Source organism: Azospirillum himalayense (assembly GCF_042657465.1).
Taxonomy (GTDB): domain Bacteria; phylum Pseudomonadota; class Alphaproteobacteria; order Azospirillales; family Azospirillaceae; genus Azospirillum; species Azospirillum himalayense.
Genome location: NZ_JBHSLC010000035.1, coordinates 1 through 14,285, shown reverse-complemented (window position 1 = coordinate 14,285; position 14,285 = coordinate 1). Strand labels below are relative to the sequence as shown.

Here is a 14,285-nt window from a genome sequence, read left to right as displayed (position 1 = left end):
TCCTGACGCGAATATAAGGTGATCCGGACCACCGGCGGAGCGGTGGGCGGACGCCACGGCAAGCGGACGTGGTTGCCCATGGACAAGCATGGATTTTTCGCACACAATTCTTGACCGTTTTGCTTGGTCATCATATATGCGTCGATGCGTCCTTCCAGGGCAACCCGCGCGACCGGCGAGGCACGGGTCGAGGGCTCTTGCGAAAGATCTCCTCTTCCGGCAAGAGGGCGGACTATACCACGGCGGGTGTTCCGGTGTTCAAGCATCTTCGCGAAGAGATCGACGGTATCATGGCCCGCGACCCGGCCGCGCGGTCCCGGGCCGAGGTCGCGTTGTGCTATCCGGGCTTCCACGCCATCGTCATGCACCGCGTCGCCCGCTATTGCTGGGATCGCCGCTGGCACCTGATGGCGCGCGCCGTCTCGCAGATCGCCCGCGCCCTGACCGGCATCGAGATCCATCCGGGGGCGACCATCGGGCGCCGCTTCTTCATCGACCACGGCATGGGCGTCGTCATCGGCGAGACCGCCGAGATCGGCGACGACGTGATGCTCTATCACGGGGTGACGCTGGGCGGCACCTCGCTGAACCAGGGCAAGCGCCACCCGACGTTGGAAAGCGGCGTGATCGTCGGCGCGGGGGCCAAGGTGCTGGGCGCCATCACCATCGGGCGCGGCGCCCGCGTCGGCGCCAACGCCGTCGTGGTGGCGGACGTGGCGCCGGGCGTCGCCGTGGTCGGCATCCCGGCCAAGGCGGTGGTGACGCGCGACCGCGTCGAGACGCAGAAGTTCATGCCCTACGGCACGCCCTGCGGCGACATCCCCGATCCGGTGGCGCGCGCGCTGAACGGCCTGCTCGATCAAGTGTCGACCCTGCGCCGGCGCGTCGAGGAACTGGAATCGGAGCGCGGCAACGCGCATAATTTGTCCGTATACGAAACATCAGGTGTTCCCAACGGGAGCGCCCGGCCCGACAATGGGGTGCGCGAGCCGGTGTCCGCCGACGGCGGTCCGGCGGCGTCCTGTTGAACCAAACACAAACACGAGGCTTGGCGCCGATCCGCTGGACGGTCGGGCCGGGGTGAAGGAAGGGTAAGGAGGGTAAAATGAGACTCAGCACCAAGGGACGCTATGCCGTCATGGCCATGGTCGATCTTGCTGCCACCAGCCAGGGGAGCCCCGTCGCCCTTGCCGACATCGCCGACCGGCAGGAGATTTCGCTCTCCTATCTGGAGCAGCTGTTCGCCAAGCTGCGCAAGGGCGGTCTCGTGAAGAGCGTGCGCGGCCCCGGCGGCGGCTATCTGCTGGCCCATCCGGCGGACGCGACGCGGGTGTCCGACATCATCCTGGCGGTGGACGAACCGATCCGTACGACCCGCTGCGCCAACGGGACGCCGCAGGGTTGCCGCACCAACCGCTCGCGCTGCCTGACTCACGACCTGTGGGAGGAGCTGGGCAACCAGATCCACATGTATCTCAGCTCGGTCACCGTGGCCGACGTGGTGGAGCGGCGGATCATCGGCACCAGCAGCCTGACCATCCGCGGCCCGCAGCCGGCGGACGAGGGTGCTGCGGTCGCGGCGGAGTAAGGGAGCGTCCTCCGGCCCTTCGTCCCGATGACCCGCGTCTATCTCGACCACAACGCCTCGGCGCCTCTGAAGCCGGCGGTGAAGACGGCGATGATCCAGGCCATGGATCTCGCCGGCAACCCGTCGTCAGTGCACGGCTTCGGCCGCACGGTCCGCCGCGCGGTGGAGGAGGCGCGCGCCCAGGTCGCCGCCCTGGCCGGGGTGCGTCCGGCCCAGGTCTTCTTCACCGGCAGCGGGACGGAAGCCAACAATCTGGCGCTGCGCGGCTTTCCGGGCCGGCAAGTCGTGACCTCCGCCATTGAGCATGACTCGGTGCTGGAGGCGGTGCCCGGTGCCGCCCGCATCCCGGTGAGCCGCGACGGCGTCGCCGACCTCGCCGCGCTCGATCGTCGGCTTGCCGACGGTGAAGGTTCGGCGCTCGTCTCCCTGATGCTCGCCAACAACGAGACCGGCGTGATCCAGCCGGTGGCCGAGGCGGCGCGGATCGCCCACGCGCGCGGCGCGCTGTTCCATTGCGACGCGGTGCAGGCCGCCGGGCGGCTGTCCCTCGACCTTGCGACGCTCGGCGCCGACCTGCTGACCCTGTCGGCCCACAAGATCGGCGGCCCCGCCGGGGTGGGCGCCCTGATCCTCGCCGACGGGCTGGAGCCGGAGGCGCTGATCCGCGGCGGCGGGCAGGAGAAGCGCCGCCGCGCCGGCACCGAGAACGTTGTCGGTATCGTCGGCTTCGGCGCCGCCGCCCGCCTCGCACGGGAGGAGCTTCCCAACGGCGCCCGCCTGACTGCCCTGCGCGACGTGCTGGAGGCGTCGGCGCTCGCCGCCGTTCCGGCTGCGCGTGTGATGGGGGCCGGCGCGGCGCGGGTCGGCAACACCAGCAACCTGCTGCTGCCCGGCGTGGCGGGAGAGACGCAGGTGATGGCGCTTGACCTCGCCGGGGTGGCGGTCAGCGCCGGGTCGGCCTGCTCCAGCGGCAAGGTGAAGCCGTCCCACGTCCTGGCGGCCATGGGCGAGAGTGCCGGGGATGCCGCCTGTGCCATACGGGTCAGCCTGGGCTGGGACAGCGACGACGCGGCGGTGGAGCGTTTCGCCGCCGCCTACGCCGCCATGGCGGCAAGGCTGGCCCGCGCTCCTGCGGCGTAATCGCCATTCCATGGCCTCCACCTCCCGCCGCGGGCCGTGTAAGGTTGCGCGGCGCCCCGCTTCTGGGTATCACCCGGCCGAAGGGACGGCGGCGACCCGCCGGCCTCACGGCCGACCTGTGCAGCGTTTCAACGGACGGCAAGCATGACGACATCCGATTCCGGCCCGCCGCGGTTTCCCAAGGGGGAGGCTCCCAAGGGCATCGCCGGGACCATCGACGGCGATCTGGAGCCGTGCTGGCTGTGCGGCCGTTCGGTCGCGGCGCGCGCGATGTTCTGCCATTCCTGCGGCGCGGTGCAGGCGCCGCGCCCGCTCGACCATTTCACCCGGCTGGGTCTGGAGCGTCGCTTCGACATCGAGCCGGAGGTTCTGGCCCGCCAGCACACCGGCTTCTCCCGTGCCATGGACCCGGAGCGCTTCGCGGCGCGCGGCGCACGGCAGCAGGCCAACGCCCGCGCCCAGGCCGACGCGCTGGGCGAGGCCTATGGGACGCTGCGCGACCCGGTGCGCCGCGCCCGCTATCTGCTGGAGCTGCTGAACGCCCCGGCCGCCGTTCTGTCCGCCGAGGAGGACGAGGAGGTGACGGCGCTCGCCGACCGGCTGGACGGCGCCCCGGACGTCGCTGCGGTGGACCGGCTGGCCCAGGACATCGGGCAGCGCGTGGAAAGTTGCATCAAGTATCTTGCCATTGCCTTCCGCAACGGGCAGACCGACAACGCCGCGCGCATCCTCGCGCGGCTGGAGCGGTTGGAGGCGCTGGCGGCCGAATCCCGGACGCGGCGCTCCGGCCTTGCTCCGAAGACACCCTAACCATCGCCACTCGCACACCGACGCCTTTGTTCAGGAGAGCACCCCAATGCCCAAGATGACCTTCATCGAGCCGAACGGCACCCGCCACGAGGTGGACGCCCCGCTCGGCCTGTCCGTGCTCGAGGTCGCACACAAGCACGGCCTGGACCTGGAAGGCGCCTGCGAGGGCTCGCTGGCCTGCTCGACCTGCCACGTCATCGTGGAGCCGGAGTGGTTCGACGTGCTGAACGAGGCCTCGGAGGACGAGGAGGACATGCTCGACCTCGCCTTCGGCCTGACCAAGACCTCGCGCCTGGGTTGCCAGATCATCATCAGCGAGGAGCTGGACGGTCTGGCCGTGCGTCTGCCCGGCGGCACCAACAACGCCATGCGCTGACCCACCGCCGCGGCGCCTTGCGCGGCCGCCGCGGTCCGCACCCGCCACCGGGAAACCGGCGCGCCGACCCGTTCGCGGGGCCGGGGCGCCCCGGTTCTCCGGTGGTGAATTATTTGGGAACCGGCCCATATAGGGCGCCATGACCTCCTACGCCAATTCCCTCGGCATCGCCAAGCGTCCCCAGGACACCCGCGTGGTCGTCGCCATGTCCGGCGGCGTCGATTCCTCCGTCACCGCCGCCGTTCTGCGGGAGGAGGGCTACGACGTGGTCGGCATCACGCTCCAGCTTTACGACCATGGCATCGCGCTGCAGAAGCCGGGCGCCTGCTGCGCCGGGCAGGACATCTACGACGCCCGTCAGGTCGCCGACCGCATCGGCATCCCGCATTATGTGCTGGATTACGAGGGCAAGTTCTCCCAGGACGTGATCGACGACTTCGCCGACACCTATCTGCGCGGCGAGACGCCGATTCCCTGCGTGCGCTGCAACCAGCGGGTCAAGTTCCGCGACCTGCTGAACACCGCCCGCGACCTCGGCGCCGACGCGCTGGCGACCGGCCATTACGTGCGCCGCGTCCAGGGGGCGGCGGGGGCGGAGTTGCACCGCGCCATCGATCCCGGCCGCGACCAGAGCTACTTCCTGTTCGCCACGACGCGCGAGCAGCTGGAGTTCCTGCGCTTCCCGCTGGGCGGCCTGACCAAGCCGGAAACCCGGGCCCTGGCCGAGCGTCACGGGCTGGAGGTGGCGGCCAAGCCGGACAGCCAGGATATCTGCTTCGTCCCCAACGGCTCCTACGCCGACGTGGTGGCCAAGCTGCGCCCCGGCTCGGTCGAGCCCGGCGACATCGTCCATGTCGACGGGCGCGTCCTGGGCCGCCACCGCGGCGTGGTCCATTACACGGTGGGCCAGCGCAAGGGGCTGGGCATCGGCGGCATCCGGGGCGAGGAGGAGCCGCTGTTCGTCGTGCGGCTGGAGCCCGGCCAGCGCCGCGTCGTCGTCGGCCCGCGCCGCGAACTGGCGCGCAGCGTTGTGACAATCCGCGAGGTCAACTGGCTCGGCCCCGCCCTGTCTCCGGGCGAGGGGCTGGAGGTCGAGGTGAAGCTCCGCTCCGCCCAGCCGCCAGCCCCGGCGGTGTGGCGGCTGGGTGCGGACGGCACCGCGCAGGCCGAACTGCACGAGCCGCAATACGGCGTGGCGCCCGGCCAAGCCTGCGTCGTTTACCAGGGCGACCGGGTGCTGGGCGGCGGCTGGATCGCCGGAACGGGAGGCTGACGAAAACTTGGCAAAAAGTGAAATTTCGGCGTTGACACCCCGGTCCCCCTGGAATACATAAGCGGCCCCGGCACGAACCGCGGCGGCCAACGCCGAAACGGACCGCGCCGGGAGATGATGGTAAGCCACGATGGCAGCGTAGCTCAGTGGTAGAGCAGGGGAATCATAATCCCTTGGTCGGGGGTTCAAATCCCTCCGCTGCTACCATCATAAAAGCCAGTCAGCCCAATGGGTTGACTGGCTTTTTTCTTTTCCGGCCTATGTCCCATGAGCGCCGTTAGACACCCGGTTAGACCCGTCAGGCACCGCGGCTGTTCTGCGCGGGTTGGCACCGACGGCAAGGGCCTTGAAGCGGCGTGGTCGGAAGGACGTGCGCGAACATGTCGCGCTGGTTGGCGGATGGCGTTCGGGTAGGGTCAGCAGGCGTGCATACGCCGCCACCGCCTTTCGAAAATCGAGACCCTTCATCCCGTCATGGGCGCCAAGACGAACCTGCAAGCCGCATTGGCGAAGCATATGGCCGGGGATCTGCGTGGCGCCGAGGCGCTGTACCGGGCCATGATCCGCCGCTATCCCCGCGCTCCCGAGACGCGGCACGCCCATGGCAACCTTGGCGCCATCCATTTGATCGAAGGGCGGTTGGAGCAAGCGGAACAGAGCCTGCGCGCAGCCTTGCGGCTTGCGCCCAACGACCCCGGCGTGCTCGGCAACCTCGGGCTCGCGCTTCGTGGGCGTGGCCGTCTCGACGAGGCGGTGTCGTGTCATCGCAAGGCGCTCAACGGTGCTCCAACCTCCGCCAACGCGCTCAACAATCTCGGCGTGTCGTTGACGGAGCGTGGCGATACGGAGGAAGCCGTCTCTTGCTTCGAGCGGCTTCTCGGGCTGACGCCGGGCGCCCCGGATGCTCTGTTCAACCTCGGCGTCGCGTTCGAGCGGGCGAACCGGCTCGACGAGGCCGCCCGCCACTATCGCAAAGTTCTGGATCAGGCGCCGGGTCACATGGGCGCGTTGAACAACCTGGGCAACACGCTGGGCGAACTTGGTGCCGTGGACGAGGCGCTGGATTGTTACGGTCGCACGCTGTCCCTCGATCCCGAGAACGCCGACGCCCATTGGAACCGCGCGCTGACGCGGTTGCTGCTCGGCGATTTCGCAAACGGATGGCGTGAGTTCGAATGGCGCTGGAAAGCGCCGGTCATGCAAGGCCAGCGTCGCCGGTTCGACCAGCCGGCGTGGAATGGCGGGCCGCTGACCGGCCGGACCATCCTTCTGCACGCCGAACAGGGGCTGGGCGACACGCTTCAGTTCCTGCGCTTTGTGCCCTTGCTGCGGGACGCGGGAGCGACGCGCGTCCTGCTGGAGGTCCAGCCCCCTCTTCTGTCCCTGTTGCGGGCGTCCCCGGCCGTCGAGGGCGTGGAGGTGATCCCGCGTTCCTCCGACTTCCCGGGCGGGAGCAACCTGCCGCCCTTCGACCTGCACGCGCCGTTGATGAGCCTGCCGTTGCTGCTGAACCGCAGCCATCCCGAAGCGCCGGACACCCCGTTGCTGCGCGCATCGGAGGCCGCCACCCGCATCTGGACGGACCGTCTGACCGCCGCAGCGCCGAGCGCCCGGATCCGTTGCGGCCTCGTGTGGGCCGGGCGGCGCGAGCACGCGAACGACCGCCGCCGCTCCCTTCCGCTTGCCGCCCTCGCACCGCTTCGGGAGGTGGCCGGAGTTCAATGGGTGTCCCTGCAGGTCGGCCCGGCGGTGGCTGATCTGGCCTGCTGGCCCGACGCTCCCTTCGACGCGTCGCCCTTCCTGACCGATTTCGCGGCGACGGCGGCGGCATTGGCGTCGCTTGACCTCGTCGTCACCGTCGACACCGCCGTGGCGCATCTGGCCGGCAGTCTGGGCCGGCCGACCTGGGTGCTGCTGCCTTTTGCTCCGGACTGGCGTTGGATGCTCGGACGCGCGGACAGCCCGTGGTACCCGACGGCCCGCCTGTTCCGGCAAAGCCGCGTGGGCGATTGGTCGGGCCCGGTGTCCGAAGTCGCCGGGGAGCTGCAACGACTGGCCGATGGGCCGGGCCTCCCTCAATCCTCGGTCAGCGCGTGCGCCATCGCGTCCTGCAACGGCGCCAGCACATAGTCGATGGCCCGGCGCTGGCCGGTCGCGATCAGCACGTCGGCGGGCATGCCCGGATGCAGGGCCGCCGGGCCGATGCGCTCCAGCGCGCCGGGCAAGGGGCGGATGTGGGCCACGAAGTAGGGGGCGTGGGTCGTCGGGTCGGTCAGGCGGTCGGCGGAGACGTCGACAACGGTGGCGTCGATCGGCGGGGTGCGGCGGGGCTTGAAGGCGCTGAGGCGGACCTGCGCCGTCTGGCCGGCCTTCACCACGTCGATGTCCAGTGGGTCGATGCGCGCCTCGATGGTCGGCGGACCGCTGTCGGGAACGATGTCCATCAGCGGCTCGCCCGGCTTCACCACGCCGCCCACGGTGAAGACGGTCAGCCCGACCACGCGGCCCGGTACCGGGGCGCGGATCTCCGTGCGCTCCACCGCGTCGCGGGCGGCCTTCAGGCGGGCGGCGGTCTGGTCCAGGGCGTTCTGCGCCTCCTCCATCTCCGCGGCGATGTCGGAGCGACGGGCCGTCTCCTTGGCATGGAGCTGGGTGTCGGCGACCGTCACCGCCTGTTCGGCCAGCAGGGCGCGGGCGCGTGACTGATCCCGGGTGCCGGCCAGATCGGCCATGGCGCGCTTCAGCGACAGCACCCGCAGCTTGCGCTCCAGCCCCTTGTTGAAGAGGTCGAGCACGCCGGCCAGCTCCTCCTCGATGTAGACGATCTGCTCGGCCGCCGCGCGTTCCTGGGCGCGGTGGGCGGTCACTTCGCGCTCGGCCTGGAGGCGCTGCTCGCGCAGCACGGCCATGTCGCCGTCGTGGCGGGTCCAGCGTGCGGCGAACAGCTGCTGCTGCACGGCCAGGGCGCGCCGGGCGGCGGGAGCCCCGTCCACCAGCTCCGCCGGGACGGAAAAGGCGCGTTGCCCGGCGTATTCGGCGCGCAGGCGGGCCATGCGGACCAGGGCGGCGGCCTGCTCGTTCGTCAGCTCCTCCAGGGTGGCGCGGCTCTGCGTCCCTTCCAGGCGGAGCAGGGTCTGGCCGGCGGCCACCGCGTCGCCGTCGCGCACCGCCAGTTCGGCGATGATGCCGCCCTCCAGATGCTGGATGGTCTTGCGGTTGCCGTCCACCACCACCGTGCCCGGCGCGTGGGCGGCGCTGTCCAGCGGCGCCAGGAACCCCCAGCCGAGCCCGGCGCCCAGCGCCAGGGCGATCACCGCGCACCCCGCCCGCACCGCTCCGCCGATGGAGGGCTCGGCGCGGCGCGGCTCCGCCGGGATGGCGCTTCGGCCCAGCAGCGTTTCGGTCGTGGTCATCGTGAACTCTCCAATCAGGGGGTGGCGGCAGCGGCGACCGGCTGCGGGGTGGCGGTACCCAGCCGCCGGACCATCTCGGTCCGCGTCGCGGTCTGGTCGATCATGCCGTCGCGCAGCACGATGATGCGGTCCACCGCGTCGAGGACGCAGCGGCGGTGGGCGATCACCACCACCGCGGCCCCACCGGCCTTGGCCTCGGCGATGGCGCGCAGCAGCGCCGCCTCGCCGGCCTGGTCCAGGTTCGCGTTGGGCTCGTCGAGAACGAGCAGGCGGGGATCGCCGTAGAGGGCGCGGGCGAGCGCGATGCGCTGCCTCTGCCCGCCGGAGAGCCGGGCGCCGCCCTCGCCGATCGCCGTCCGGTAACCGTCGGGGAGGCGGCCGATCATCTCATGCACGCCGGCCCGCCGCGCCGCCGCGGTGACCAGCGCCGGGTCGGGCTCGCCCAGCCGGGCGATGGCGTCCTCGACGGTGTCGCCGAGCAGGCCGACACCCTGGGGCAGATAACCGACATGCCGCCCGCAATCGTCGCGGTGCCAGCGCCACACATTGTGGCCGTCGAGATAGACGCCGCCCTGGGTCGGCTCCAGCACGCCGACCAGCAGCCGGGCCAGCGTGGACTTGCCCGCTGCCGAGGGGCCGACGATGCCCACCGCCTCGCCCGGCTCCACCGAGAAGGAGAGGCCGCGCAGCGTCGGGCGGTCGGAGCCCGGCGGGACGTAGGTCACGCGATCCAGCAGCAGGGGGCCGCTGGGGCGGGGCAGGGGGGCGCTCGGCGCGGGCACGGCGTCCGCCGTGAACAGGCCGCGCAGACGGCGCAGGCTCTCGCGGGCCGAGGACCAGTTGCGCCAGGAGTCGATCAGCTGCTCGAAGGGCGCCAGCGCCCGGCCCATCAGGATGGAGGCGGCCAGCATGCTGCCCGGCGACACCTGCCGGTCCAGCACCAGCATCGTGCCGGCGGCGAGGATCGCCACCTGGGCGGTCATCCGGCAGACCTTGGCAAGCGAGGCGATCGCCTGCGCCCGCCCCGCGGTCTGGTTGACCAGACTCAGGTGATCGTCCTGGACCGCCTGCCAGCGGCGGCGCAGGGCGCCCATCATGCCCATGGCGGCGACGGCCTCCACGCCGTGCGACGCCGCTTCGACCTCGGCGCCGTGGCGGCACAGGGCACGGTTGGCTTCCGCGGCGCCCGGCATGGTCAGCATCCGGCCGAGCAGGCTCACCCCGACCAGACAGAGGATGCTTCCACCGGAGACGAGGCCGTAGAGCGGGTGGATGAGCGTCAGGAAGAGCAGGAAGACGAGGCTGAGTGCGGCGTCGAGCGGTGCCGTGAGGCTCGGCCCGGACAGGAACTGGCGCAGTTCGTTGAGGTCGCGCAGCGCCTGGGCCGGGCGGCTGGCGCCGCCGCGCAGCAGGCCGCCCATAGACGCCTCCAGCGCGTCCATGGTCAGGCTGCGCGCCGCCAGATGCCCCATGGCCTGGGTCAGCCGCCCGCGGATCGCCTCGACCAGCCCGAACACGGCGAAGCAGCCCAGCGCCAGCAGCGACAGGGCCACCAGAGTCTCCACGCTGCGGCTGCCCAGCACGCGGTCGTAGACCTGCATCGTGTAGAGCGGCATCGCCAGCTGGATGAGGGCGAGAAAGACGCTGAACCCGCCGGCGGCGGCGAGGCCGGTGGCGATGCGCCGGCGGATCGCGCGCAGAGCCGGCGGGTGGTCGGATGGGCCGGCGGATGGGCTGCGGCGGGATTCCCGTGCGGCCATGGGAAGGGCGCTCCTGTCGTCCGGAGAAGGGAAAAGGGGCGCGCCGGGAAGGACGGCGCGCCCGGGACCTCGGTCAGGCGGATCAGTAGAAGGAGATGTCGCCCATCGGGTTGTCGCCCTTCACGATCAGGTCGTGGAAGCCGGTGTCGTTCGCCGCGTTCCAGGTGACGACGTAATTGCCGTCCTTCTGCCAGATGCTGTATTGGCCGTCGGCGGGCGCGCTGGTCGATCCGGCGTAGCTGTAGCTGCCCTTCAGCCAGATCTGGTCCTCGTCCTTGAAGTCGGTGATGGTGTCGGCGTTGCCGGCGTAGATGTCGCCGCTGTCCTTCGTCTCGAAGAAGAACCAGTCGGCCCCGGCCCCGCCGGTCATCTGGTCCTTGCCCGTGCCGCCGTAGAGGTCGTCGAAGGTGTCGCCGCCGCTCAGCGTGTCGTTGCCCTCGCCGCCGTAGAGCTTGTCGTACCCGCTCTCGCCGTAGAGCTGGTCGTTGCCGCTGCCGCCATAGAGCGTGTCGGTGCCGTAATAGCCCATCAGCAGGTCGTTGCCCGACTCACCGTAGAGCACGTCGTTGCCGTTCCAGCCATCCAGCGTGTCGTTGCCGGACCAGCCGAGGATGGTGTCGTTGCCGTCATAACCCTGCACGTAGTCATTGCTGACGCCGTACTTGATCATGTCGAGATAGTCGGCGTTGTTGGTGCCATAGACGTTTGCCATGATGCGTTTCCTTCGGATCAGGGGATTGTGCCATGCAGGGAGAGGGGTGTTCTTCGGCGTTCCTTTTGCCGGTTCGTTCCGAAGACCTCGCCCTTGCACAGCCATTCTTCCCGGATCGGGCATCCGGCACTGTTGTCCACTTCACAGTTTTGAAAAGGAGAGAAAAAGACCGGTCGTTCAGCGCCGCCGGTGCAGGATCATTCCGCCGTGGTGCAGGACCCCGTCGATGAAGTCGCCGTCGGCGGTGAAGCCGGTGTCGTCCCAATAATCGATGTGGTCGCCGGTGACCCGATAGCGGCCCTGGTAGGCCTTCTCCCGGCTGCCCCGCGCCTCGACGTAGCGGTTGTTGGGAAGAAGCTCGTGGCGGACGCGGCCGTCCTCCGTCACCCACAGGCCGACATAGGGATGATCCGCTTGGGGGTGATCCGCTTGCGCCAACCCAGGCCGGTCGGCGGTCTGGGCCAGCGCCTTGCGGTCGGGCAGGGCCTCGGCGCCGCAGGCGAGCAGGGCGGCGGTCAGGGTGGCGGTCCGGGAGAAGGCGCGTTTCATGGTGTGTCTCCTTCGTCCGACGGACGGCGCTCGGCGAACAGCTCCGACAGGCTGCGCGCGGCGGAGATCGCGCGGGGAAAGCCCGCCGGGACGGTCACCATGTAGATGATCTCCTTCAACTCGTCCTCGGAGACGCCGGCGTTGAGCGCGTAGCCGGCGTGGATCTTCATGAAGGCCGTCTCGCCGATGGCGGCGAAGGCGGCGACCGCGGCCAGTTGGCGGGTCCGCGTGTCGAGCCCCGGCCGCGACCAGACGTCGCCCAGCGCGTAGGCCTCGGTGGCCTCCGCCAGGAAGGGGAACTCCTCGCGCATCCGCTCCAGGGTGGGCTGGGGCTGGCCGTTGTTCAGGCTGCGGATCACCTCGCCGCCGCGCTTGGCGCGTTCCTCCGTGGTCAGGGCGCTGGCCAAGGCGGGGGCGGGCATCGCCGGAACCGCGGCGAGGAGCCCCGCCGCGACGAGGGTGCGCAGGCGCGCGGGTGGGCGGGTGAGGGTGTCGGTGCCGTGGGTCATGCTTGGCCTCTTCCTCAATGGTGGGCTCAATGGCTGGCCGTGGGACGGACCACGATCTCGTTGGTGTCGACGTCGTCCGGCTGCTCGATGGCGTGCAGGATGGCCCGCCCGATGGCGTCCGGTTTGATGGAGACCGCGCGGTAGCTCCGCATCAGCTCCTCGGCCTCCGGGTCGGTGATGGTGTGGGCCAGCTCCGATTCCACGACGCCGGGGCAGACGCAGGTGACGCGCAGCCGCTCGTTCTCCTGGCGCAGCCCGTCGGAAATGGCCCGCACCGCGTATTTCGTCGCGCAGTAGACCGCGGCGGTCGGCGAGACGGCGAGAGCGCCGATGGAGGCGATGTTGATGATCTGGCCGAAGCCTTGGCCGTTCATGGCCGGCAGCACCGCGGCGATGCCGTAGAGGACGCCGCGGATGTTCACGTCGATCATGCGGTCCCATTCCTCGACCTTCAGCGAGGCCATGGGGGACAGCGGCATGACGCCGGCGTTGTTGACCAGCACGTCGATGCGCCCGAACCGCTCCAGTGCGAAGGCGGCGAAGGCGGCCATGTCCGCGCGGTCAGTCACGTCCAGCGCGCGGATCTCCGCGGTGCCGCCGCCGGCCCGGATGTCGGCGGCCAGGGCCTCCAGCCGGTCGGTCCGGCGGGCGCCGAGCACCAGCTTCGCCCCGGCGGCGCCGAGGACGCGGGCGGTACCCTCCCCAATGCCGCTGGAGGCGCCGGTGATGAGGATCGTCTTGTCGGTGATCGCGGTCATGTCGTGCTCCTCTCCGTCATTCGTTGCGGTGACGGAGAATAGCTATGATCCCGCGGCCGATGGTTCGAGTTGCCAATCCTGAACGGGCTGGTTAGCATTGCTAACCAATGAATGATCCCTTCGACGGCATGGCGGCGTTCCTGGCGGTGGCCGAGACGCTCAACTTCCGCCGGGCCTCCGAGCGACTGGGCGTCACCCGCTCCGCCGTCAGCCAAGCGGTCCGCCGGCTGGAGGACCGCATTGGCGTGCCGCTTCTCCACAGGACGACGCGCAGCGTCCGGCTGACCGACGCGGGCGCCCATCTGCTCGCCGCGACGCGCCCGGCGCTGGCGGAGATCGGCACGGCGCTGGAGGTCATCGCCTCGGCGCATGGGGCGCCCGGCGGTACGCTGCGTCTGGCCGTCTCGTCCATCGCGGAAAGCATCCTGGAGGGGGAGGCGCTGGCCGGCTTCCTCGCCGCCTACCCCTCGGTCGGCATCGACATCCTGGTGACGGACGAGGAGTTCGACATCGTCGCGGCGGGTTTCGACGCGGGCGTCCGGCTGGGCGAGGCCATCGAACAGGACATGATCGCGGTGCCGGTCTCCCCCCCGCAGCGGCAGCTGGTGGTCGCTTCACCGGCCTATCTGGCGCGGGCGGGGCGGCCCGCCCATCCGCGCGACCTGCTCGCCCACCGCTGCATCGGTTGGCGCCCGGCGCCGGACGTGGCGCCCTACCGCTGGGAGTTCACCGAGGACGGGCGCGACTTCGACATCGCGGTGAACCCGCGGGTCGCGACCAACGACATGGGGATGATGGTCCGGCTGGCCCTGGCCGGTGCCGGGTTCACCTGCGGCATGGAGGAGACCTTCCGGCCTCATCTGGAGCGCGGCGCGCTGGTGGCCGTCCTGGAGGATTTCTGCCCGCCCTTCGCCGGCTTCCACCTCTACTACCCGAGCCGCCGGACGGTGCCGCCCCGGCTGCGTGCCCTCATCGACCATCTGCGGACGCGGAACGGCGGGCGCCCGGTCCTCTGAATGCGGGTCGTGATCCGCGGCGGACCGCCTCAACCACCTCGACGACGTCGCAACCAAGGCGGTCAAAGGACGCGAGACGGTCTGGAAGCGTGAGGAAAGCGGCGATCGCGTTGGGAAGGCGCCCTTGGCGACCTCGACCTGCTCGCCGGACACATATCCGGTGGCATTGGTCCGGTGCCGCTTGCCCACCCCGCCATCCCGCCGCCTGAAATGGCGACGGCGGGTTCCGAAGCCCGAAGGACCCCGGCTCCCGCCGCTTGCAGGCGGCTCCGCGCGCCGCGCTCAGCCGAACCAGGCGGCGACGTTTCCGGTCTGGCCGAGGATGGTGATGCGGTTGCCGCCGCCGAGGTCGAGGGTGGTGCCGCCGCCCTCCACGCGGGC

At 70.6% G+C, this 14,285-nt stretch carries 14 protein-coding genes and 1 tRNA gene; 9 read left to right on the top strand and 6 right to left on the bottom strand.

Features of this window, described 5'->3' with window-relative positions:
• Window positions 1-254: 254 nt before the first annotated feature.
• From epsC to ACFPMG_RS16635, 8 genes are all read left to right on the top strand, one after another.
• Window positions 255-1,028, top strand: coding sequence for a serine O-acetyltransferase EpsC (epsC, locus tag ACFPMG_RS16670; protein WP_376996273.1), 774 nt, complete (start codon window positions 255-257; stop codon window positions 1,026-1,028).
• Between the two features lie 77 nt (window positions 1,029-1,105).
• The gene (locus ACFPMG_RS16665) at window positions 1,106-1,588 is read left to right on the top strand and encodes an Rrf2 family transcriptional regulator (RefSeq protein ID WP_014239836.1); all 483 of its coding nucleotides are present in this window, start codon (window positions 1,106-1,108) and stop codon (window positions 1,586-1,588) included.
• A gap of 27 nt (window positions 1,589-1,615) precedes the next feature.
• On the top strand, window positions 1,616-2,728 hold the full coding sequence (locus ACFPMG_RS16660) for a cysteine desulfurase family protein (RefSeq protein WP_376996272.1): 1,113 nt from the start codon (window positions 1,616-1,618) through the stop codon (window positions 2,726-2,728).
• Between the two features lie 144 nt (window positions 2,729-2,872).
• The gene (gene hscB, locus ACFPMG_RS16655; protein ID WP_376996271.1) at window positions 2,873-3,538 is read left to right on the top strand and encodes a Fe-S protein assembly co-chaperone HscB; all 666 of its coding nucleotides are present in this window, start codon (window positions 2,873-2,875) and stop codon (window positions 3,536-3,538) included.
• A 46-nt stretch (window positions 3,539-3,584) separates the two neighbouring features.
• Window positions 3,585-3,914: a ferredoxin family 2Fe-2S iron-sulfur cluster binding protein gene (locus tag ACFPMG_RS16650; protein WP_035672428.1), complete on the top strand. Its 330-nt coding sequence runs from the start codon at window positions 3,585-3,587 to the stop codon at window positions 3,912-3,914.
• 139 nt (window positions 3,915-4,053) lie between these two features.
• Complete coding sequence (gene mnmA, locus ACFPMG_RS16645; RefSeq protein WP_376996270.1) at window positions 4,054-5,187, top strand: tRNA 2-thiouridine(34) synthase MnmA; 1,134 nt, start codon at window positions 4,054-4,056, stop codon at window positions 5,185-5,187.
• Between the two features lie 132 nt (window positions 5,188-5,319).
• Window positions 5,320-5,394 (top strand) — tRNA-Met (locus tag ACFPMG_RS16640).
• Window positions 5,395-5,661: 267 nt separating this feature from the next.
• Window positions 5,662-7,317, top strand: a complete 1,656-nt coding sequence (locus tag ACFPMG_RS16635) for a tetratricopeptide repeat protein (protein ID WP_376996269.1) — start codon at window positions 5,662-5,664, stop codon at window positions 7,315-7,317.
• On the opposite strand, the gene ACFPMG_RS16630 is transcribed toward ACFPMG_RS16635, so the two are convergent.
• The 6 genes from ACFPMG_RS16630 to ACFPMG_RS16605 form a co-directional block, all read right to left on the bottom strand.
• Window positions 7,263-8,600: an HlyD family type I secretion periplasmic adaptor subunit gene (locus tag ACFPMG_RS16630; RefSeq protein ID WP_376996268.1), complete on the bottom strand. Its 1,338-nt coding sequence runs from the start codon at window positions 8,598-8,600 to the stop codon at window positions 7,263-7,265. The two genes, ACFPMG_RS16635 and ACFPMG_RS16630, sit on opposite strands and share 55 nt — an antisense overlap.
• Window positions 8,601-8,614: 14 nt before the next feature.
• Complete coding sequence (locus ACFPMG_RS16625) at window positions 8,615-10,360, bottom strand: type I secretion system permease/ATPase (protein ID WP_376996267.1); 1,746 nt, start codon at window positions 10,358-10,360, stop codon at window positions 8,615-8,617.
• Between the two features lie 82 nt (window positions 10,361-10,442).
• Window positions 10,443-11,072: a calcium-binding protein gene (locus ACFPMG_RS16620; protein ID WP_376996266.1), complete on the bottom strand. Its 630-nt coding sequence runs from the start codon at window positions 11,070-11,072 to the stop codon at window positions 10,443-10,445.
• A gap of 177 nt (window positions 11,073-11,249) precedes the next feature.
• On the bottom strand, window positions 11,250-11,621 hold the full coding sequence (locus ACFPMG_RS16615) for an Atu4866 domain-containing protein (protein WP_376996265.1): 372 nt from the start codon (window positions 11,619-11,621) through the stop codon (window positions 11,250-11,252).
• Entirely contained in the window at window positions 11,618-12,130 is a 513-nt protein-coding gene (locus tag ACFPMG_RS16610; protein WP_376996264.1) for a carboxymuconolactone decarboxylase family protein, read from the bottom strand. Before ACFPMG_RS16610 ends, ACFPMG_RS16615 begins: the two co-directional genes overlap by 4 nt.
• Window positions 12,131-12,156: 26 nt before the next feature.
• Complete coding sequence (locus ACFPMG_RS16605; protein ID WP_376996263.1) at window positions 12,157-12,888, bottom strand: SDR family oxidoreductase; 732 nt, start codon at window positions 12,886-12,888, stop codon at window positions 12,157-12,159.
• Between the two features lie 107 nt (window positions 12,889-12,995).
• Between ACFPMG_RS16605 and ACFPMG_RS16600 the strand changes: the two genes are divergently transcribed.
• Window positions 12,996-13,904 carry a LysR family transcriptional regulator gene (locus ACFPMG_RS16600; protein ID WP_376996262.1) on the top strand — a complete coding sequence of 303 codons (909 nt, stop codon included), beginning with the start codon at window positions 12,996-12,998 and terminating at the stop codon, window positions 13,902-13,904.
• The last annotated feature ends 381 nt before the right edge of the window (window positions 13,905-14,285 follow it).